Raw genomic sequence first — 17,852 nt, forward strand, 5'->3', positions numbered from 1 at the left:
AGTCATAACTATATGCTGCTGGCATGCTTACCATCACTACTATAAGTCCATATCTTACCTTTTTTGGACTATTATGAGAAGTGCTATAACTTTAGCAATAGCCTCTTCTATCTTTCCTTGCCTATAGCAAACTATAGCATTTACATACTCAGAATTATTTTCATATTTATTAGATAACACATGAATAGGAGCAAAGAAAGAGTCTAGCTTGGCAACCACACGCTCAAACTTTAGTAACCTATCCGCAAAAATTGGTTTTACGTTGTTTTTAACCTTATAATTTTGTACAGCAAATATGCGTTTCTCACTAAGTGGGTGAGTGCGGAAATATTCCTCGGTGTTCTCATGCTCAATACTTTTAAAATAATCAAAAATCTCTTTCATACCTGAATTATCATAGCCAGATTCATCAAGATACCTTAAAGCATAGCTATCTGCTACACTTTCTTGCTCTTGAGAATAGTTAAAAAATAGCCTTGAACTAAACGCTACACCACTAAGCAAAATTGCACCAGCAACCTGAGGGTTAATGATAATACTAGAAACTAATCCTACCATATAACTAATCATCGCTATCGATTGAAAATAACCCATAGCACTACTCATTTGCAATATATGACCAGCAGATATGTGAGCAATCTCATGTGCTAATATACCAAGCAGGACATAAGGTTTAGCCGAATATTGTAAAAGTCCTAAATGAATGAAAATACTGTTATTGTTAATTACAAAAGCATTAATCGAATTGTCATTAATTATAAAAACTTTTATTTGCTCATGATCAATATCCGCAGCAGAAAATAAAGGTTGCGCTAGCTCTTTCACTATTGCTTCCACTTCACTATCTCTAATAATGTTAATAGAGTAAGCATTATTATAATATGCAAAAAAGAACAATAAGGTCAAAAACTTAGCAACTCTAAACATGAAAATTCTGTGCTTGTATAATTTATAGAAATTCTATATTTTAACACTTAAATTATACAAATTTATAAACGCTAGTTTAAATTTTTAACGTAACTGATAAGTTTGTCGATGGTAGTTAACTTAATTTTATGTTGTTCAGCAAATTTAAGTAACTGAGGTAAGCGCATCATAGAGCCATCATCATTCACTAATTCACAAATAACTGCTGAATGATCAAACCCTACTAACTTCGCCATTTCAACACTCGCTTCAGTATGACCAGCACGTTGTGCCACCCCACCTTTATGTGCAATTACAGGAAAAACATGACCTGGAGTTATGATGTCATCCTGAGTACCATCCTTGTTGATAGCAGCATGTATGGTTTTCGTTCTATCCTCTGCTGAAACACCGGTTGTAATGCCATAACGTGCATCAATTGATGTAGTAAATGCGGTATGATTTCCACCAATATTTTTCTTTTCCATGAAATTAAGGCCCAATCTTTTCATGTGAAATTTAGTCATTGCTAAGCAAACAACCCCTGTACCGTACCTAACCATAAAAGCCATATGTTCCGGCTTTATTTTCTCAGCTAAGACAATCAAATCGCCTTCATTTTCTCTATTTTCATCATCAACTAAAATGAATAATTTACCGGAACGAGCATCCTCTAATACATCTTCCACAGAAGAAATACCTGGTAGACTCATTGAAGCATAAGTGGCCTGTACCATAATAATTTACTTAAATTCAATCTTAACTATTTTATACAATTTCTCTCCATTTGGCACTGTCACTTCCACATATTCACCGACTTTTTTGCCGATTAAGGCACTCCCAAGTGGTGAACTAGTAGATATTAACTGCTTTGAAACATCAGCTTCATATTCGCCTACAACCTTATAAACATATTCCACTTCACCGTTATTATCACTTAACATGCTTAATGTCACAGTTGCACCAAACATTACTGAATCACCAAACAAATTTTTTACTTCTATTACTTCCGCATGTGAGAGCTTACTTTCTATCTCCATTATACGGCCTTCAATAAAACCTAACCTTTCCCGTGCTGCATGATACTCTGCGTTTTCAGACAAATCACCTTGATCACGAGCATCAGAAATAGCCTGTATCACAGAAGGTTTTTCTTCCTTTAATTTTTCAAGTTCGGCTTGCATATTCTCAAAACCTTCACTCGTTATAGGAAATTTATTAATAATGGATGAAGCCATAATCACCACCTAAACGCAATTAAATTGAGTAACGAAATTACTCACAATGTTAAAAATATCACCTTTTATATCATCACTCATGTCATTTGACAACTTTTTTAAAACCCCAGGGTGTACAGTATGAAAATAATTAATAAGATCATGTTCAAATTTATTAATGTAACTTATTTGTATTTTACTTAACTGATTATATAGGTTAGAAAAAATATACATCAGCACTACTTGCTCTTCTATTGACATAGGTAAATGTTGTTTTTGCTTTAATAACTTGACAAGATATTTACCCTTATTCAAGGATAATTGAACACTAGCATCAAGATCAGAACCAAATTTTGCAAAATCTTCTAATTCTCTATACTGAGCTAAGCTTAGCTTTATAGAACCAGCAACTTTCTTCACAGACTTTAGTTGTGCAGCAGAACCAACCCGTGAAACTGACAAACCTATATTTACTGCAGGTCGAAATCCTTTATAAAATAATTCAGACTCAAGAAAGATCTGCCCATCGGTAATTGAAATAACATTTGTTGGCACATATGCAGATACATCACCAGCTTGAGTTTCGACAATTGGCAAAGCAGTTAAAGAACCCTGCCCTTTTTTATCAGACATTTTAGCAGCTCTTTCAAGCAAGCGAGAATGCACATAGAATATATCTCCAGGGTAAGCTTCACGACCAGGAGGACGTCTGAGCAATAAAGACATCTGCCTATATGCCACAGCATGCTTAGATAAATCATCATATATAATCAAACAATGCATTCCATTGTCACGGAAAAATTCCCCAATAGTGCAACCAGCATAAGGTGCTAAAAATTGCATAGGCGCGCAGTCAGATGCACTAGCCACAACTACAGTTGTATACTCTAATGCTCCGCTTTCTTTCAGCTTATTTACCACTTTTGCTACTGTCGAAATTTTTTGCCCAATAGCAACATAAACACAGTAAACTTTTTGATTTTCGTTTACCTCATCGTTAATCTTCTTCTGATTGATAATAGTATCAAGCGCAATAGTAGTTTTACCAATTTGTCTATCACCAATAATTAATTCACGCTGCCCTCTACCTATTGGAATTAGCAAATCTATAATTTTAATTCCTGTTTGCAGTGGCTCATGCACAGACTTACGATCAATAATGCCTGGCGCTTTAGATTCTATATCCATTCTGTTTTTGGCTCTAATTTCCCCACCGTCGTCCATAGGATGGCCCAACGCATTTACAACTCTCCCTAACAATTCATGCCCTACAGGCACCTGCACAACATCACCACTACATTTTACAACGTCCCCTTCTTTCACATCACGGTCATTACCAAGCACAACTATTCCAGCCGTATCATGATCTAAATCGAGAACTATTCCTTCTACACCACTTGCAAAAAATACCTTTTCACCGAATTTTGCTTTTTCCAGCCCATAAACCAATGCGATACCATCTGTTACTGAAATTACTTCACCTATATTTTCCCGCTTTATAGGATTATCAAACGTCTCAACCTTTTCTCTTATTATACTTGCTATCTCAGAAACATTCATACTGTTCTTCATACAAAATTCCTTACTTTTAATATTTCCATTTTACTTAAGTCAACTAACCTATCCAAGTAACTTTTTAGCGAAGCATCGATCAAATTAAAACCATACCTAACTACGAAGCCACCTAGTATAGAAGGGTCAACCACATTGCTTACTTTTATTATTTTACCAAGAAAGCTCAAAGATTCAGTAATTATTTCTATATCAGATTCCTTTAAAGTTTCTGCTGACTTTATAGTAATTTCGAATTCATTTTCATTTTCTCTTGCAAGACTTAAGAATTTTTCTAATATAAGGATCAATAAACTAGAGCGTTTATTTGCAAATATAACCATAATAAATTTTACTAAATTCTCACTCAGGTGCTCATTTATAGAAAGCATCACTTCTTTTTTGTGTGCAAAAGAAATCATAGGATGAGATAGGTACACAAAAACATCACGTTGATCCTTAAAAAAAGCCAACAAAAATTCTACTTCTTTCCTTATAATACCTAACCTGCTTCCTGAGACATGAAATAGCACTCTAGCGTAAGATGAAACTAAATTATTGTATTGGGTCTTTTTCATATTAAATCCAGTAAATCTAAATTAATTCAGCTACAAATCTTTCATTCTTCAATCCAAGCATTTTTTATATAAACAGGTCTTCTCTTTAAGGAAAGAAAATATAAATCATATCTGACTGAATAATCTAAAAAACTAAGGTTTTTACTTAAGAAATACTTAGAAGAATTTATAATAGACCGACATTGAAGATGAGATATCGGTATTTCTTTTCCAAGTAAACTTGTTTTAACTTCTATAAAAATCAGCTCCTTTTTTTTAGATACAATTAAGTCAATTTCACCGAACTTACAACGGTAACGGCGTTTTATAACATTATACCATTTCAGTTTTAAATATACTAAAACTAATAACTCGCCAAAGTAACCTACAAAGTAGCGTAACCTACTTACCACAAGAAGAACAATTATGATAACAATTAACTTTGTGTAACTACTTTGCCTCCTTCTTTATTTTTACTATAAACCTTACCTCTTGCTGCAATATCCCTATCAACCAGTTCTATCACTACCATTGAAGCGCAATCACCCTTTCGAGTGCTAAATTTTATTATTCTAGAATACCCACCTTTACGATCTTGATAACGGCTGGCTAAGACGTTTAATAACTTATCAACTGCTAACTTACTATTATGAAGGCGTGAAAGCAAAAGTCTTCTACCATGTAAAGTATTCTTATTCTTAGCAATTGTAATAAACTTTTCGACATATGGACGAAGTTCCTTAGCTTTTGGTAAAGTAGTTACAATCTGCTCATGGTTAATTAATGAGATAGATAGATTCTTTAACGTCGATAATCTATGTTCAGTACAACGAGATAGTTTACGTTTTTTTATTCCATGTTTCATATATCACCTAATCTTCATCAGTATGTTGTTTAGCCAACTCATCTATATCCTTAGGTGGCCAGTTTAGCACATTCATACCCAAAGACAAGCCAAAATTAGTCAAAACTGCCTTAATCTCATTCAAAGACTTTCTGCCAAAATTAGCAGTTCTTAACATTTCACCTTCTGTCTTTTGCACAAGATCACCTATATAAGTGATGTTTTCGTTTTTCAGACAGTTATGAGACCTGACAGATAATTCCATTTCATCTACCTTACGCAATAAGACAGGGTCATAACCCAAATCTTTAGCACCACTAGACGAAGAAACCTGCGATTTTTTATAACTTACATCAGAACTAATAAAGGGCTGAAGTTGCTCCTGTAATATTCTTGCAGCAGAGTCAACAGCTTGACTCGGAGAAATTGTACCATCAGTTTCAATTGACAATATCAGCTTATCCTTATCAGTCACTTGGCCAACACGACTGTTCTCTACCCTGTACGAAACCCTGTTGACAGGGCTATACAAAGCATTAACTGGAATAAAACCAATTAAATCCTGTTCACTCATAAGCTTCAAAAGTTCATTTTCTTTATATTTAGTTACAGGAAGATAACCTTTTCCGCTAGCCACATATATGGTCATGTTAAGCTCCACATTTTGCCCCAGCGTACATATTAACAAATCTTTATTAACAATAGAGCATTGATCATCAGTTTCTATCATCCCAGCTAATACCTGGCAAGGCCCTTTAGCGTTTAAATTTAAGCATTTATTAGAAGCACCATTTAATTTACACCTCAACATACCCATATTTAATACTATATCAGTTACGTCTTCTCTCACCCCTTGAATTGAAGTGAACTCATGAGTTACACCTTCAATTTTTATTCCATAAACAGCACTACCTTTAAGAGAAGATAACATTACACGTCTTAATGCATTACCTAATGTTAAAGCAAAACCACTTTCCAACGGTTCTAGCACTATATCACTTTTTTCACTTGAAGCATCTGATATTACCTTAACTGAACTAGGTTTAATCAATTTATCCAAATTGCTACAGAGAGAAACATCATTATTATAATACATAAAACAACCTTTTCAAATATCCTATACTCTTCTTTTTTTTCTTAACCTGCACCCATTATGAGGAATTGCGGTTTTATCTGCAATTGAAGTCACAGTCAACCCACAGCTCTGAAGTGCTTTAACCGCAGCTTCGGTACCAAAGCCAGGACCGCGAATTATTACAGAGACAACCTTCATACCAAATCTCTCCATTGCGTTCTTCGCAGCAGACTCCGCAGCCTTACCTGCAGCATAAGGTGTGGATTTTCTCGAACCTGAAAAACCACATGCACCCACAGAAGTTTGACATAGCGTATTACCATGAACATCAGTTACATTTACAAAAGTATTATTAAAAGTTGCACGAATATGGACAACACCAGTAATAAACTCCTTCTTACTCTTACTAACCGTTTTGACTTTTTTCATTAAAACTCACAATAATAATAAATTTTATTTTTTCCCAGCAATAGGCAACCGAGATCTACCTTTACGAGTCTTAGCATTAGTATGAGTCCTTTGCCCTCTCACAGGTAAACCTTTTCTATGTCTCACCCCTCTATAGCATCCCATTTCCACTAAAGATTTTATGTTCATAGCCACTTCTTTTCTGAGCTCGCCTTCTATAACATAATTTTGTCTAATGAAACCGCTGATCTTTTCTATATCTTCATCTCGTAATTCTGAAACACGTTTGCGCTTATCAACTTCGCAAGCGTGACAAATTACATTCGCAGTAGCAATACCTATACCATATATATAAGTTAATGCAAAAGGAACACATTTCCTCACTGGAATATTTATGCCTGCAATACGTGCCACTGGTACCTCGATACTTTATTAATAACAACTCTTAATTTATACCATAAAACAACTCAGAGTCAAACCAAATTACAAGAAATTTTACTTTCAATCTCTTGCGTTACCTCATCAACACTCAAATTAGCGTCAATTGTTAATAATTTGCCTTTATAATACTCGCGTAAACCTTTCATTTGAAGGTGATATTCACTTATTCTCTTATTAATTGCAGACATATCAGCATCATCAATTCTTTTCTCTAACCTCGTACTTTTACATTTAGCACAAGTAGTACTCTTAAAAGAAGATACACTATATATGCTTTTACAGTCCAAACACGCGAGACGATTTTTTAACCTATCGATTGCAATATTATCGTCAAGCTGCAGCTCAACTACAATGTCAACATCCCTATTATATTTTTCTTGCAAAACTTGAGTCAAAAAATGAGCCTGGTTTAAATTTCTCGGAAAACCATCTAATAAGCAATTATCATCCACTAATGCAAGCTGGTCACGTAATAATCCACATATAATTTCATCTTGAATTAAATTACCAGATTCCACGGTACCCTTTATTTTTTTACCTAACTCATTACTGCTAGATATAATATTCCTTAATAAATCCCCTACTGAAATTAATTTTAAATTATATTTTGCTATTAACAAGCTTGACTGAGTACCTTTACCAGAACCTGGAGGACCAAAAATCGTAATGATCATCTTACTTTCCTCGTTTTAGACTCATATTTCTTTATCCAGTTGTCGTACCTATTTGAAAAAATATAAGATTGTATTTGCATAATAGTATCAGTAATAACGTTCACTATAATCAGTAAGCTCGTCCCACCAAAAATAAATGGTATATCATAATAATATCTCATAACTTCAGGTACAGTACATATGACTACCAAATACGCAGAGCCAATGAATGTCAACTTAAAAACTATATCTTGAAGGTAATCAGAAGTATGTTTCCCAGGCCTTCTACCAGGTATAAAACCACCATTTTTTTTAAGAAAATCTGCGTTTTCCTCTGGATTAAATATAAAATTGGTATAGAAAAAATTAAAAAATACTATCAGAACCAAATAGGCTACAATATATACTACTTTATTTGCCATAAAGTAATTCAAAATAAAATCAGAAAAAGCGTGCCCCTTATAGAAATTTGCAATTGAAATAGGTGTCAATAAAATTGCATTAGCAAAAATGGTTGGTACTACACCAGATAAATTAATCTTCAATGGAATATAAGTAAAATCGTCATTATGTAATCTTTTAAATTGCTTTTTAGGATGTTGAACAATAACCTTTCTATAAGAAGACTCTACAAAAATGACTAAGAGTAGCAGCAAAAAAAACAATACCAAAACAAAAAGGATAATAAATAACGATACGCTACCGTTTTTATTTAACGTTAACAAAGATGACAAAGCGCTGTGTAACTCTGATATTATACCCGTGAAAATGATTAATGAAATACCATTGCCTATACCGCTAGCGCTGATTCGTTCACCAAGCCATATTAAAAGCATAGTTCCACCTAAAAGGCTGAAAACACCTATTGTACGAAACATAACACCAGGTTCGATTACAACCAATACCCCTTCCCTATTCATCCCTTCCAATCCAACCAAAATTGGAATTGATTGAAATACACAAATTACTATGGTCAGATAGCGTATATAAGAATTCATCTTTCTACGGCCTGACTCTCCATCATTCTTAACTTCCTTCATTCCTTTAATCGCAGAAGAAAGTAACTGAATAATGATAGAAGCCATTATATATGGCATAACGTTCAATGCTAGAATTGCCATTCTAGCCAATGCACCACCAGAAAATAAATTAAATACTCCAAAAACGCCTGAGCCATCTTTGGGAAATATATCATTAACTACATCAAGATTAATTCCAGGAATAGGCACATAAGTACCCAAGCGATAGCAAATTAAAGCTATTAGCGTAAAAAATATACGCTTTAATAAATCACCTTTATACAACAACGTAGGATCCAAGCTATTAAATGCAGATTTATTGCCCATGATTTACGACAGTATTTCCACACTACCACCAACTGAAGCTACAGATTTTTTTGCAGCTTCTGACGCAAAATCAACATGAAACACAAATTTTTCGCTCAACTTACCTTTATTAAGAAGTTTAATTTTATCCTTAATAGACTTTATAAAACCTAATTCATACAGCTTCTCCTTATCTATAACAGAGTCTTTCACTATTTTTTTAGCTTCCATTAAGCGCTGTATATCGCCAACATTAATTATAGAGTATATGTTCCTACATATAGGCTTAAAACCTCTTTTAGGCAAACGAGTATATATAGACTGTTGTCCACCCTCAAAACCATTTATGGAAACTCCACTTCTAGCCTTTTGCCCTTTATGCCCTCTACCGGATGTTTTACCTTTACCACAACCGATACCTCTACCCAGCAACTTAGGCTTCTTTTTCTTAGATAACTTAGTAAATATAGAATTTAATTTTACAGCATTATTCATACTTTACCTGTTTCCAACTATCTCGCTAATCTTTTTGCCTCTTTTGCTTGCTACCTGACGAGGAGATAACATACTATCAAAAGCCTTAAACACCGCACATATAACGTTATGAGGATTATTTGATCTAGTGGATTTAGCTACCACATCCTTTATACCTAACACCTCAAAAACTGATCTAATCGCTCCACCAGCAATAATACCTGTTCCGGCTCTTGCGGTTCTTAAAACTATCTCACCAGAACAAAATTTAGCTTTAATATCATGATGCAAAGTTCTACCTTCACGCAAGTACACTCTAATCATTGATTTCTTTGCAGCATTTACAGCTTTGACTCTTGCTTCAGCAACTTCTGCGTGCTTACCTATTCCACACCCTACCCTACCCTTCTCATCGCCAACAACAACCAAAATTGAAAATGAAAATCTTCTACCACCTTTGGTAACCGTTGTCACTCTTCGTACCGAAACTAAAAGCTCTGATAAATCATTATTATTTTGTAAATTCTTTATAGCCATATTCAAAACCTTCTAAAATTCAAATCCAGAACTTCTTAAAGCCTCAGCAAATTGAGAAACTAATCCTGTGTATTTATACGCTCCACGATCAAACGTAAGCTGCTGCTCTAATTTCATGCCAAACAGACGCTCAACCATTAAGGAAGAAACCTGTTTTATAGTTTCAGCGTTGACTTTCCCTTTACATACATCCTTAATTTTAGCATCCAAAGTAGAAGCTGAAGTGAGAGTTATTCCTTTTACATCATTAATTAACTGGACATAAAAATGCCTATTAGATTTAAATATGGATATACGTAAACGTTCAGCGCTCTTGTCAAGCTTCGCTCTATTACGTAACTTCCTTTTTTCAGAATTACTTAAAAAATTATACGATCTTTTCATTTTTATTACTTCTTTTTACTTACAACCTTACGCAGCATAAATTTGCCTTTTATTACAACACCCTTACCTTTATAAGGATCATATTTTCTAATTTTGCATATATCAGACGCCACCATATAGACCTTCTGCTTATCCATACCACTAACTACTAAGTGAGTTGGCTTTATGCACTTAATCTCAACATCTTTAGGCACTTTATATTTAACATTATGGCTATAACCAAGATACAAAGTCAAATACTTACCATCACACTCTGCCTTATATCCCACACCGTTAATCTCAAGATTAACAGAAAAACCATCAACCATGCCGTTAATGATATTATTAATATTACTCCTATAGGTGCCCCACATAGGCTTTATTTTATCATAATTATCTTTATCTTGATCAACAGAAAGCAATAGCTGATTATCAATAATCTGACACACAACATCCCTGATCAAGCTAACTTCCTTTTCAGCCTTAGCACTCTTTATTAACATACTACCATTATTATATTCAACTGAAACACCAGCAGGAATATTGATAGGAGCAGCACCTATACGAGACATGAATTTCTCCTATTATTTAAAACACACGACACAAAACTTCTCCACCAACCTTTAACTTATGTGCATTATAATCAGTCATCACTCCTTTGGGTGTCGATATAATAAAAATACCAAGACCATTATATGCTTTAGAAATGTCCTTATACTTAGAATAACGACGACAACCAGGCTTTGACACCCTAACTATGTCACTAATTACAGGTGACTTCTCATAATACTTCAATTTTACAATGAAAGAAGGTAAATTATCTACAACTTGCTTTTCATAATCAAGGATATACCCTTCCTCTTTTAAAATCTCCAATATAGAAGAATTCATCTTAGAAAATAGTACCCTTGTTGCCCTATGCATTGCCAATTGAGCATTACGTATCCTTGTTAAAAAATCACCAATACTATCAGATAACGCCACAATATACTCCTTATATTATATTTACCAACTAGACTTTGTAACTCCTGGAATTTGCCCAAAAGAACATAAATCACGCAAAACAATTCTACATAAACCAAATTTTCTATATACTCCTCTTGGTCTCCCAGTTAAAGCACACCTATTTCTAATTTTGGTTTTAGAAGAATTTCTAGGCAATTTTTTAATTAATTTATTTTGAGCTGTAAACCTTTCTACAATAGACAAATTCTTATTATTTATTATAGATTTCAATTTTTCTCTTTTTTCTTTATATTGATCGCACAACTTTATTCTGCGAAGATTTCTTTCCATCATAGATTTTTTTGCCATATATTTCTCCTCTCAATTAATCAAAAAAAGGAAATTTAAGAGCCAGTAATAATTCCTTTGCTTCCTTATCACTAACTGCACTTGTTATAATATTAATATCCATACCTCTAATTTTACTTATTTTATCATAGTCTATTTCTAAAAACGAGATATGTTCCTTTATACCAAAGGAAAAATTACCATTACCGTCAAATTGCTTCACACTAAATCCTCTAAAATCTTTTTCCCTTGGCAAAGCAATATATATCAATCTTTCTAAAAACTCATACATTTTATCTCTACGCAAAGTTACTTTGCAACCTACTGTAGCACCTTTTCTGATCTTGAAGCCAGAAATAGATTTTTTTGCAAAAGTTGATAAAGGCTTCTGTCCAGCAATCAAATATAGGCTATCAAGTGGTTCATTTATTGCTTTACTATCTGTAGCAGCATCTCCAACGCCCATATTGATACACACCTTGACAAGTTTAGGCACTTGCATTATATTGCCGTAATTAAACTTATCCTTCAAGGACTTTACTATGCTATCTTTATACAATTCTTTAAACATATCAACCTAATCTATCACTTCTCCAGAAACTTTTGCAAAACGCACTTTCCTACCGTCTATAACCTTAAACCCCACTCTAGTTGGAGTTTTATATTTAGGGTCCAATGTTGCAACGTTGGATATATCAATAGCTAACTCTTTATTTAATATACCACCACTACTACCAGCTTTTGGTTTAGTATGTCTCTTATGCACATTCACTCCAGAAACAATTACTTTCTTTTTAGCATCACGTGCTATAACTTTGATTACCTTACCAATTTTTCCCTTATCTTTACCAGTTAAAACTATAACGTCGTCACCACTTTTTATTTTAGCACTCATTATAAAACCTCAACAGCTAATGACATTATCTTCATAAAAGAACCAGATGATAACTTTTTTACCGGACCAAACACCCGAGTGCCAAGTGGTTCACCTTGATCGTTAATCAAAACTACAGCATTGCTAGAAAAACGAATTACAGAACCATCAGATTTTCTAATAGGGCTTTTCACCCTCACCACAACTGCTCTATATACTTTTCCCTTCTCAACTTTCCCTCTTGGAGTAATAGATTTAGTAGATACAATAACTGTGTCACCTATAGATGCAGACTTTCTACCGCCCAATAAACCAATACAAAGCACTGCACGCGCGCCAGAATTATCAGCTACTTCCAACAATGTATTTTTTTGAATCATATAAATATCCTATTCAATGTGAGCTATTAACAATAACCCATTTTTTAGTAGTAGAAATAGGCTTGTGTTCTTGTATTAAAACCTTGTCCCCTTCTTTACAACTATTATTCTCATCATGTGCTGTACACTTCTTGTATTTTTTTATAACCTTTCTATACAGCTCATCCTTATACACTTGTAATACCGAAACCTTTACAGTCTTATCACACTTAGCCTTAGTTACAGTACCACAAAAAACCTTTTTAGGCATTCTTTTCCTCTCTTCTTCTTTTATTTAATGTAGTTAAAATACGAGCTATGCTCTTTCTTATTAAGCTAAAACGCGAAATATTGTTGCACTGGCCCAGCTTCTTTTGAAAAACCAAATTAACAAACTCTTTTCTCAAATTCACAAGAATTTCATGCAATTCTTGCGAGGACCTCGATTCAATGTCAGCTATATCCATTGCAACTCCATTTAATTATGATTAGATACAAATTTACACTTCATAGGAAGCTTAGCAGTCGCCTTTTCAAGCGCCAATCTTGCTAAATGCATGGGAACATCACTGCTAATTTCAAACAACATTCTACCGGGCTTAGCTTTAAATACCCAAAACTCAACACTACCTTTCCCTTTACCCATACGCACATCCGCCGGCTTTTTACTAACAGGGGTATCAGGAAAAATTCTTATCCACACTTTACCAGAGCGTTTTAATGTTCTAGATATTACACGCCTTGCAGTTTCAATATGCTTAGATTGAATCCTACCTGCTTCCATAGCCTTTAGACCATAATCTCCAAAAGATAATGTGCTACCACCTTTCGTGTTACCCTTAATTCGTCCTTTAAATACTTTTTTATATTTACTTTTTTTAGGAATAAACATTTCAATATACCTAATTAGTTACCAATATAAACCCAGACCTTAACTCCTATGATGCCATATATAGTTTTTGCTTCAGCAAAAGCATAGTCTATATTAGCACGCAAAGTATGCAAAGGCAAACGGCCTTCTTTATACCACTCAGTACGAGCTATCTCAGCTCCGCCAAGGCGCCCAGAACAACTTACTTTAATACCTCTAGCACCCATCCTCAAACAACTTTGAATAGCTTTTTTCATCGCTCTTCTAAATGAAACCCTTTTTTCTAACTGCTGTGCAATGCTGTTTGATATTAAAACTGCATCTATTTCAGACCTTTTAACCCCTACTACATTCACTTCCACATTATTTTTTACTTTTTCAGCTATCTTTTGCTTTATCTTCTCAATATCCGAGCCTTTCTTACCTATTATCACTCCAGGTCTAGAAGAATGTATTATTACAGATACCAAATCGATCGTACGCTCTATAATTACTTTAGAAACACCAGCATGCTTAAAAGATTCATTTATATAACTGCGAATAGATAAATCTTGATGCAACCCTTGTTCATAACCCTTCTCAGCATACCAAATAGATGACCAAGTATTAATTATTTTTAACCTAAATCCTTTAGGATTAACGTTTCCCATATTTTTGCACTTTCCTTATTAATTTTCTATTTTTATGAATCATATAATTTCCCCCAATTTTACAGTTATATTACTATAACGTTTACTAACTCTATTAGCTCTACCCATAGCTTTTGGACATACCCTACGCAAAGTAAGAGACTTACCTATTAAAATTTCTTTTATATATAAATTATCGATATCCAATCCATAATTTTGAGCATTAGCAATCGCAGAATTTAATACCTTCCTTATAAGACCTGCAGCTTTCTTTTCACAAAATCTTAATTGCACAGTGGCAAAAGAAACTTTTTTATTACGTACTAAACCAGCAACCAAATTCAATTTACGAGGAGTTGATTTTAAAACCCTAGAACCAGCTTTAACTATTACATCTCTGTTTTTCATATCAACTACCTTCTTGTCGCCTTTTTATCACCACTATGACCAGTAAATTTACGAGTGGGTGAAAACTCACCAAACTTATGACCTATCATATTCTGATCATTAACATTCACAGGAATGTAATCCTTACCATTATAAACAGCAAACTTTAAACCTAAACAATTAGGAAGAATTACAGAAGCCCTGGAATGAACTTTTATAGCCATGTTAACAAACCCCTTGTTTAAAGCATTATTCACCGACTTTAATATAGAAGGATGACAAAAAGGAGGCTTCCATGCAGATCTACTCATAAACTAACCTTTCAATTGTTTTATATACTTATCACTAGATTTATTTCTCCTTCGAGTTTTCTTTCCTTTTGTTGCAACACCCCAAGGAGTAACAGGATGACGACCACCAGAGGTTTTTCCTTCCCCGCCTCCATGAGGATGGTCAACCGGATTCATTGCAACTCCACGTACAGTAGGTCTAATCCCAAGCCACCTACTTCTCCCAGCTTTACCCAACTTTCTATTCTTATGGTCAGGGTTAGATACTACACCAATAGTAGCCTTGCAAGAAGATAAAATCAACCTAATTTGACCAGACCTGAGTCGTAATAAAACATATTGGCCATCACGACCAACGATTTGTGCATAACAACCAGCAGCTCTAGCAATCGCAGCACCATTACCTGGCTTCAGCTCAACATTATGAACGAAAGAACCAACAGGTATATGCTTGAGTAGTAAACAATTCCCTGGCAAAATATCAGCATCATTCCCAGCTGTAACAACATCACCTGGCTTCATACCTTGAGGAGCTAATATATAAGACTTAATATCATCTTCCTTATATGATATTAACGCCAAAAACCCACTTCTATTTGGGTCATACTCTATTTTTTCAACTATACCTTGACCACTTCTATTACGCTTAAAATCTATCACTCTATACTTCTTTTTGTGACCACCACCCCTATGACAAGTTGTAATTCTACCATGATTATTTCTTCCACCACTGGACTTTTTACCGGATGTAAGAGACTTTTCTGGCTCATCTTTTGATAAACCAACTTTACTTACTAACACAGTACCACGAGAAGACGGAGTAACAGGATTAAAAAATTTCATACCCATACTAAACGCTCATTATATCTAATTTTTGACCATCCATCAAAGAAAAATAAACTTTCTTTTTCTGTTTTTCACAACCAATCACACCCCTAAAACGCCTATATTTAGGCTTAATTCTAACAACATTTATAGAAGAAATTTTAACATCAAACAGAGACTCTATTGCCAACTTTATCTGACGCTTATTTACATTTACAAAAACATACAAAGAATATTTATTAAACTTCTCCCTCAAAAAAGAGGCCTTTTCTGTAATTATAGGAGATTTTATTATATTATTATATTTGATCATAACAATCTACCTTCAAGATGCTTTAAAGTATCCTTTGTCAACATCACGCATTCGTGATTCAATATATCAAAAACATTTAACCCAATAGGTTTGATTAAGTCTACATAGTGCAAGTTTTTAGCCGCACGCAACAAATCATCTCCATAATCACCAACTATCAAAAAGGAAGAAAATTTAAAATTTTTAATATATTTACACATTTCAGACGTTTTCTTCACATCAATATTTAAATTATCCAGAATAATTACTTGATTACTTAAATACTTTAGAGATAAAGCAATTTTTAAACCAAATTTGCGTACCTTCTTATTAAGAGAATAAGTATGACTCCTCACAACAGGGCCGAAAATAATCCCACCACCTCTAAATTGAGGAGATCGCAAGCTCCCTTGTCTTGCCCTACCGGTACGTTTTTGACCATAAGGTTTAGCTGTTGTACCAGAGACATCACTAATACCTTTTGTTTTATGAGTACCAGCTCTTCTCTTCGCTAATTGCCATCTCACTATATCATGCAAAATACTCAATTTTTGCTTAGCAGAAAATATCAAAGGATTGAGCTGAGCAGTACCTACATTATCATTAGATAGATTAACTAAATTACATTCCATAACTAACTTACCAAATTACTAGCATCATCATTTACATCTAACAGCAAACCTACCGGAAAAGGAACATCTTTATGTAAAGATTTTTTAACTGCATCTCTTACAAAAACATAGGAATTTTTAAACCCAGGAATATTATTACCCTTCACAGCAATTATACTATTTTCATGATCAATGGATAATATCTTCATATTTTGTGCAGTTATCCTGCTGTTACCTAAATGACCAGCCATTTTCTTTCCTTTGAATACTCTACCAGGATCCTGACATTGGCCAGTGGAACCTTGTGATCTGTGAGCAATAGAAACACCATGAGATGCCCTAAGCCCACTGAAATTATGCCGCTTCATCACACCAGCAAATCCTTTACCTATAGAATAACCCGTAATATCAAGATATTGACCAACCACAAAATGATTGATTCCCACTTTTTTACCACATTCTATTCCCGACAGGTCATTTAATCTACTTTCGTATAACTTACATTTATTATTTATACCCTTTTTCTTTAAATATTCCAACTGAGGTTTTGCTATATTTTTAAAATCTCCTATGCCTAAAATGACTGAATTATAGCCACATTTATCTTGTCCTTTTATATCAATAATATAAGTTTCGCTGAGATGCAATAAAGTTACAGCCATGCGACTATTGTCAGAATACATAGCAGTATGACCAATATTCATCATTAGTAAACCAATTCTCCTCAGCGAATTTATTCTCTTCATTTCCTTCTCCTAAACCTTAACTTCCTTGACTTTTAAATCCACTTCTACGCCAGCAGAAAAAGATAAACCTGTAAGCATCTGCATCATAGTAGGAGTAAGATCATGTAAAACAATCAAACGCCTAGAAGTTCTCATTTCAAACTGTTCACGAGATTTTTTATCAACGTGAGGAGATCTATTAACAATAAATTTAGAATCTTTCCTTGGCAACGCAATCGGACCAGATAATTTTGCACTGGACCGCTTTAATTCATCAACAAATTTTCGAACACACTCCTCCAATAAAGAACAATCGAAAGCCTTAATGTTAATATATATATCTTG

The 17,852-nt window shown here is 34.0% G+C and carries 31 protein-coding genes and 1 pseudogene; all 32 read right to left on the reverse strand.

Annotation, left to right across the window (positions count from 1 at the left end; translation table 11 throughout):
* Window positions 1-75 precede the first annotated feature (75 nt).
* Window positions 76-927: pseudogene (locus OZD66_RS02490) on the reverse strand (M48 family metallopeptidase); the annotation flags it as partial.
* A gap of 71 nt (window positions 928-998) precedes the next feature.
* On the reverse strand, window positions 999-1,643 hold the full coding sequence (gene ribB / locus OZD66_RS02495) for a 3,4-dihydroxy-2-butanone-4-phosphate synthase (protein WP_182366912.1): 645 nt from the start codon (window positions 1,641-1,643) through the stop codon (window positions 999-1,001).
* A gap of 6 nt (window positions 1,644-1,649) precedes the next feature.
* Window positions 1,650-2,144 (reverse strand): transcription elongation factor GreA, encoded by a 495-nt coding sequence (greA, locus tag OZD66_RS02500; RefSeq protein ID WP_182366914.1) that lies wholly within the window; start codon window positions 2,142-2,144, stop codon window positions 1,650-1,652.
* A gap of 9 nt (window positions 2,145-2,153) precedes the next feature.
* Complete coding sequence (gene atpA, locus OZD66_RS02505) at window positions 2,154-3,695, reverse strand: F0F1 ATP synthase subunit alpha (protein WP_182366916.1); 1,542 nt, start codon at window positions 3,693-3,695, stop codon at window positions 2,154-2,156.
* A complete protein-coding gene (gene atpH, locus OZD66_RS02510; protein WP_182366919.1) occupies window positions 3,692-4,252 on the reverse strand; it encodes an ATP synthase F1 subunit delta in 561 nt (186 codons plus the stop codon). Before atpH ends, atpA begins: the two co-directional genes overlap by 4 nt.
* 41 nt (window positions 4,253-4,293) lie before the next feature.
* Window positions 4,294-4,644, reverse strand: a complete 351-nt coding sequence (locus OZD66_RS02515) for a YraN family protein (RefSeq protein WP_182366922.1) — start codon at window positions 4,642-4,644, stop codon at window positions 4,294-4,296.
* Window positions 4,645-4,667: 23 nt separating this feature from the next.
* Entirely contained in the window at window positions 4,668-5,096 is a 429-nt protein-coding gene (rplQ, locus tag OZD66_RS02520; protein WP_182366925.1) for a 50S ribosomal protein L17, read from the reverse strand.
* A gap of 7 nt (window positions 5,097-5,103) precedes the next feature.
* Complete coding sequence (locus OZD66_RS02525) at window positions 5,104-6,171, reverse strand: DNA-directed RNA polymerase subunit alpha (protein ID WP_182366927.1); 1,068 nt, start codon at window positions 6,169-6,171, stop codon at window positions 5,104-5,106.
* A 21-nt stretch (window positions 6,172-6,192) separates the two neighbouring features.
* A complete protein-coding gene (rpsK, locus tag OZD66_RS02530; protein WP_015589137.1) occupies window positions 6,193-6,579 on the reverse strand; it encodes a 30S ribosomal protein S11 in 387 nt (128 codons plus the stop codon).
* Window positions 6,580-6,603: 24 nt separating this feature from the next.
* On the reverse strand, window positions 6,604-6,972 hold the full coding sequence (gene rpsM / locus OZD66_RS02535) for a 30S ribosomal protein S13 (RefSeq protein WP_010962745.1): 369 nt from the start codon (window positions 6,970-6,972) through the stop codon (window positions 6,604-6,606).
* A gap of 59 nt (window positions 6,973-7,031) precedes the next feature.
* Entirely contained in the window at window positions 7,032-7,673 is a 642-nt protein-coding gene (locus tag OZD66_RS02540; RefSeq protein ID WP_182366930.1) for an adenylate kinase family protein, read from the reverse strand.
* Complete coding sequence (gene secY, locus OZD66_RS02545; protein ID WP_182366933.1) at window positions 7,670-8,998, reverse strand: preprotein translocase subunit SecY; 1,329 nt, start codon at window positions 8,996-8,998, stop codon at window positions 7,670-7,672. The genes OZD66_RS02540 and secY overlap by 4 nt, the downstream gene beginning before the upstream one ends.
* A gap of 3 nt (window positions 8,999-9,001) precedes the next feature.
* Window positions 9,002-9,472: a 50S ribosomal protein L15 gene (gene rplO, locus OZD66_RS02550; RefSeq protein ID WP_182366936.1), complete on the reverse strand. Its 471-nt coding sequence runs from the start codon at window positions 9,470-9,472 to the stop codon at window positions 9,002-9,004.
* Between the two features lie 3 nt (window positions 9,473-9,475).
* Window positions 9,476-9,988: a 30S ribosomal protein S5 gene (gene rpsE, locus OZD66_RS02555; protein ID WP_010962748.1), complete on the reverse strand. Its 513-nt coding sequence runs from the start codon at window positions 9,986-9,988 to the stop codon at window positions 9,476-9,478.
* 12 nt (window positions 9,989-10,000) lie between these two features.
* On the reverse strand, window positions 10,001-10,372 hold the full coding sequence (gene rplR, locus OZD66_RS02560; RefSeq protein WP_182366939.1) for a 50S ribosomal protein L18: 372 nt from the start codon (window positions 10,370-10,372) through the stop codon (window positions 10,001-10,003).
* A gap of 5 nt (window positions 10,373-10,377) precedes the next feature.
* Entirely contained in the window at window positions 10,378-10,923 is a 546-nt protein-coding gene (gene rplF / locus OZD66_RS02565) for a 50S ribosomal protein L6 (protein WP_007551152.1), read from the reverse strand.
* Window positions 10,924-10,939: 16 nt separating this feature from the next.
* Complete coding sequence (gene rpsH, locus OZD66_RS02570) at window positions 10,940-11,335, reverse strand: 30S ribosomal protein S8 (RefSeq protein ID WP_007551150.1); 396 nt, start codon at window positions 11,333-11,335, stop codon at window positions 10,940-10,942.
* Window positions 11,336-11,356: 21 nt separating this feature from the next.
* Window positions 11,357-11,665, reverse strand: coding sequence for a 30S ribosomal protein S14 (gene rpsN, locus OZD66_RS02575; protein WP_182366942.1), 309 nt, complete (start codon window positions 11,663-11,665; stop codon window positions 11,357-11,359).
* 16 nt (window positions 11,666-11,681) lie between these two features.
* Window positions 11,682-12,215: a 50S ribosomal protein L5 gene (gene rplE, locus OZD66_RS02580; protein ID WP_010962750.1), complete on the reverse strand. Its 534-nt coding sequence runs from the start codon at window positions 12,213-12,215 to the stop codon at window positions 11,682-11,684.
* A gap of 6 nt (window positions 12,216-12,221) precedes the next feature.
* Complete coding sequence (gene rplX, locus OZD66_RS02585) at window positions 12,222-12,539, reverse strand: 50S ribosomal protein L24 (protein ID WP_006279347.1); 318 nt, start codon at window positions 12,537-12,539, stop codon at window positions 12,222-12,224.
* Window positions 12,539-12,898 carry a 50S ribosomal protein L14 gene (gene rplN / locus OZD66_RS02590; RefSeq protein WP_006279348.1) on the reverse strand — a complete coding sequence of 120 codons (360 nt, stop codon included), beginning with the start codon at window positions 12,896-12,898 and terminating at the stop codon, window positions 12,539-12,541. The genes rplX and rplN overlap by 1 nt, the downstream gene beginning before the upstream one ends.
* A gap of 13 nt (window positions 12,899-12,911) precedes the next feature.
* Window positions 12,912-13,148, reverse strand: a complete 237-nt coding sequence (gene rpsQ, locus OZD66_RS02595; RefSeq protein WP_182366945.1) for a 30S ribosomal protein S17 — start codon at window positions 13,146-13,148, stop codon at window positions 12,912-12,914.
* Window positions 13,141-13,344: a 50S ribosomal protein L29 gene (rpmC, locus tag OZD66_RS02600; protein ID WP_006279350.1), complete on the reverse strand. Its 204-nt coding sequence runs from the start codon at window positions 13,342-13,344 to the stop codon at window positions 13,141-13,143. Before rpmC ends, rpsQ begins: the two co-directional genes overlap by 8 nt.
* A gap of 11 nt (window positions 13,345-13,355) precedes the next feature.
* Window positions 13,356-13,769 carry a 50S ribosomal protein L16 gene (gene rplP, locus OZD66_RS02605; RefSeq protein WP_010962752.1) on the reverse strand — a complete coding sequence of 138 codons (414 nt, stop codon included), beginning with the start codon at window positions 13,767-13,769 and terminating at the stop codon, window positions 13,356-13,358.
* A gap of 14 nt (window positions 13,770-13,783) precedes the next feature.
* Window positions 13,784-14,398 (reverse strand): 30S ribosomal protein S3, encoded by a 615-nt coding sequence (rpsC, locus tag OZD66_RS02610; RefSeq protein ID WP_182366948.1) that lies wholly within the window; start codon window positions 14,396-14,398, stop codon window positions 13,784-13,786.
* A 39-nt stretch (window positions 14,399-14,437) separates the two neighbouring features.
* A complete protein-coding gene (gene rplV, locus OZD66_RS02615; RefSeq protein WP_007549821.1) occupies window positions 14,438-14,785 on the reverse strand; it encodes a 50S ribosomal protein L22 in 348 nt (115 codons plus the stop codon).
* 5 nt (window positions 14,786-14,790) lie between these two features.
* Window positions 14,791-15,075: a 30S ribosomal protein S19 gene (gene rpsS / locus OZD66_RS02620; protein ID WP_006279181.1), complete on the reverse strand. Its 285-nt coding sequence runs from the start codon at window positions 15,073-15,075 to the stop codon at window positions 14,791-14,793.
* A 3-nt stretch (window positions 15,076-15,078) separates the two neighbouring features.
* On the reverse strand, window positions 15,079-15,903 hold the full coding sequence (gene rplB / locus OZD66_RS02625; RefSeq protein WP_182366951.1) for a 50S ribosomal protein L2: 825 nt from the start codon (window positions 15,901-15,903) through the stop codon (window positions 15,079-15,081).
* Between the two features lies 1 nt (window position 15,904).
* On the reverse strand, window positions 15,905-16,192 hold the full coding sequence (locus OZD66_RS02630; protein ID WP_015589144.1) for a 50S ribosomal protein L23: 288 nt from the start codon (window positions 16,190-16,192) through the stop codon (window positions 15,905-15,907).
* Complete coding sequence (gene rplD, locus OZD66_RS02635) at window positions 16,189-16,803, reverse strand: 50S ribosomal protein L4 (RefSeq protein ID WP_182366954.1); 615 nt, start codon at window positions 16,801-16,803, stop codon at window positions 16,189-16,191. Before rplD ends, OZD66_RS02630 begins: the two co-directional genes overlap by 4 nt.
* Window positions 16,804-16,805: 2 nt before the next feature.
* Window positions 16,806-17,528: a 50S ribosomal protein L3 gene (gene rplC / locus OZD66_RS02640; RefSeq protein ID WP_182366957.1), complete on the reverse strand. Its 723-nt coding sequence runs from the start codon at window positions 17,526-17,528 to the stop codon at window positions 16,806-16,808.
* Window positions 17,529-17,537: 9 nt separating this feature from the next.
* Window positions 17,538-17,852: 30S ribosomal protein S10 (gene rpsJ, locus OZD66_RS02645; protein ID WP_275022142.1), on the reverse strand; the 315-nt coding region annotated here is incomplete at its 5' end.

The organism is Wolbachia endosymbiont of Drosophila baimaii, from assembly GCF_028982185.1.
In the GTDB taxonomy this organism is placed as follows: Bacteria; Pseudomonadota; Alphaproteobacteria; order Rickettsiales; family Anaplasmataceae; genus Wolbachia; species Wolbachia pipientis.

Bases quoted from the DNA above. Each gene is read 5' to 3' on its own strand.
- rplO (WP_182366936.1), bottom strand. From the start codon at position 9,472: ATGAATAATGCTGTAAAATTAAATTCTATATTTACTAAGTTATCTAAG.
- rplF (WP_007551152.1), bottom strand. From the start codon at position 10,923: ATGTCTCGTATAGGTGCTGCTCCTATCAATATTCCTGCTGGTGTTTCA.
- rpsS (WP_006279181.1), bottom strand. From the start codon at position 15,075: ATGAGTAGATCTGCATGGAAGCCTCCTTTTTGTCATCCTTCTATATTA.
- rplV (WP_007549821.1), bottom strand. From the start codon at position 14,785: ATGAAAAACAGAGATGTAATAGTTAAAGCTGGTTCTAGGGTTTTAAAA.
- OZD66_RS02540 (WP_182366930.1), bottom strand. From the start codon at position 7,673: ATGATCATTACGATTTTTGGTCCTCCAGGTTCTGGTAAAGGTACTCAG.
- atpH (WP_182366919.1), bottom strand. From the start codon at position 4,252: ATGAAAAAGACCCAATACAATAATTTAGTTTCATCTTACGCTAGAGTG.
- greA (WP_182366914.1), bottom strand. From the start codon at position 2,144: ATGGCTTCATCCATTATTAATAAATTTCCTATAACGAGTGAAGGTTTT.
- rplQ (WP_182366925.1), bottom strand. From the start codon at position 5,096: ATGAAACATGGAATAAAAAAACGTAAACTATCTCGTTGTACTGAACAT.
- rpsQ (WP_182366945.1), bottom strand. From the start codon at position 13,148: ATGCCTAAAAAGGTTTTTTGTGGTACTGTAACTAAGGCTAAGTGTGAT.
- rpsE (WP_010962748.1), bottom strand. From the start codon at position 9,988: ATGGCTATAAAGAATTTACAAAATAATAATGATTTATCAGAGCTTTTA.
- rpsK (WP_015589137.1), bottom strand. From the start codon at position 6,579: ATGAAAAAAGTCAAAACGGTTAGTAAGAGTAAGAAGGAGTTTATTACT.
- rplE (WP_010962750.1), bottom strand. From the start codon at position 12,215: ATGTTTAAAGAATTGTATAAAGATAGCATAGTAAAGTCCTTGAAGGAT.
- rpmC (WP_006279350.1), bottom strand. From the start codon at position 13,344: ATGGATATAGCTGACATTGAATCGAGGTCCTCGCAAGAATTGCATGAA.
- atpA (WP_182366916.1), bottom strand. From the start codon at position 3,695: ATGAAGAACAGTATGAATGTTTCTGAGATAGCAAGTATAATAAGAGAA.
- rpsN (WP_182366942.1), bottom strand. From the start codon at position 11,665: ATGGCAAAAAAATCTATGATGGAAAGAAATCTTCGCAGAATAAAGTTG.
- rplP (WP_010962752.1), bottom strand. From the start codon at position 13,769: ATGTTTATTCCTAAAAAAAGTAAATATAAAAAAGTATTTAAAGGACGA.
- rplB (WP_182366951.1), bottom strand. From the start codon at position 15,903: ATGGGTATGAAATTTTTTAATCCTGTTACTCCGTCTTCTCGTGGTACT.
- secY (WP_182366933.1), bottom strand. From the start codon at position 8,998: ATGGGCAATAAATCTGCATTTAATAGCTTGGATCCTACGTTGTTGTAT.
- rplN (WP_006279348.1), bottom strand. From the start codon at position 12,898: ATGATTCAAAAAAATACATTGTTGGAAGTAGCTGATAATTCTGGCGCG.
- rplD (WP_182366954.1), bottom strand. From the start codon at position 16,803: ATGGAATGTAATTTAGTTAATCTATCTAATGATAATGTAGGTACTGCT.
- ribB (WP_182366912.1), bottom strand. From the start codon at position 1,643: ATGGTACAGGCCACTTATGCTTCAATGAGTCTACCAGGTATTTCTTCT.
- OZD66_RS02630 (WP_015589144.1), bottom strand. From the start codon at position 16,192: ATGATCAAATATAATAATATAATAAAATCTCCTATAATTACAGAAAAG.
- rpsC (WP_182366948.1), bottom strand. From the start codon at position 14,398: ATGGGAAACGTTAATCCTAAAGGATTTAGGTTAAAAATAATTAATACT.
- OZD66_RS02525 (WP_182366927.1), bottom strand. From the start codon at position 6,171: ATGTATTATAATAATGATGTTTCTCTCTGTAGCAATTTGGATAAATTG.
- rplC (WP_182366957.1), bottom strand. From the start codon at position 17,528: ATGAAGAGAATAAATTCGCTGAGGAGAATTGGTTTACTAATGATGAAT.
- rplX (WP_006279347.1), bottom strand. From the start codon at position 12,539: ATGAGTGCTAAAATAAAAAGTGGTGACGACGTTATAGTTTTAACTGGT.
- rplR (WP_182366939.1), bottom strand. From the start codon at position 10,372: ATGAAAAGATCGTATAATTTTTTAAGTAATTCTGAAAAAAGGAAGTTA.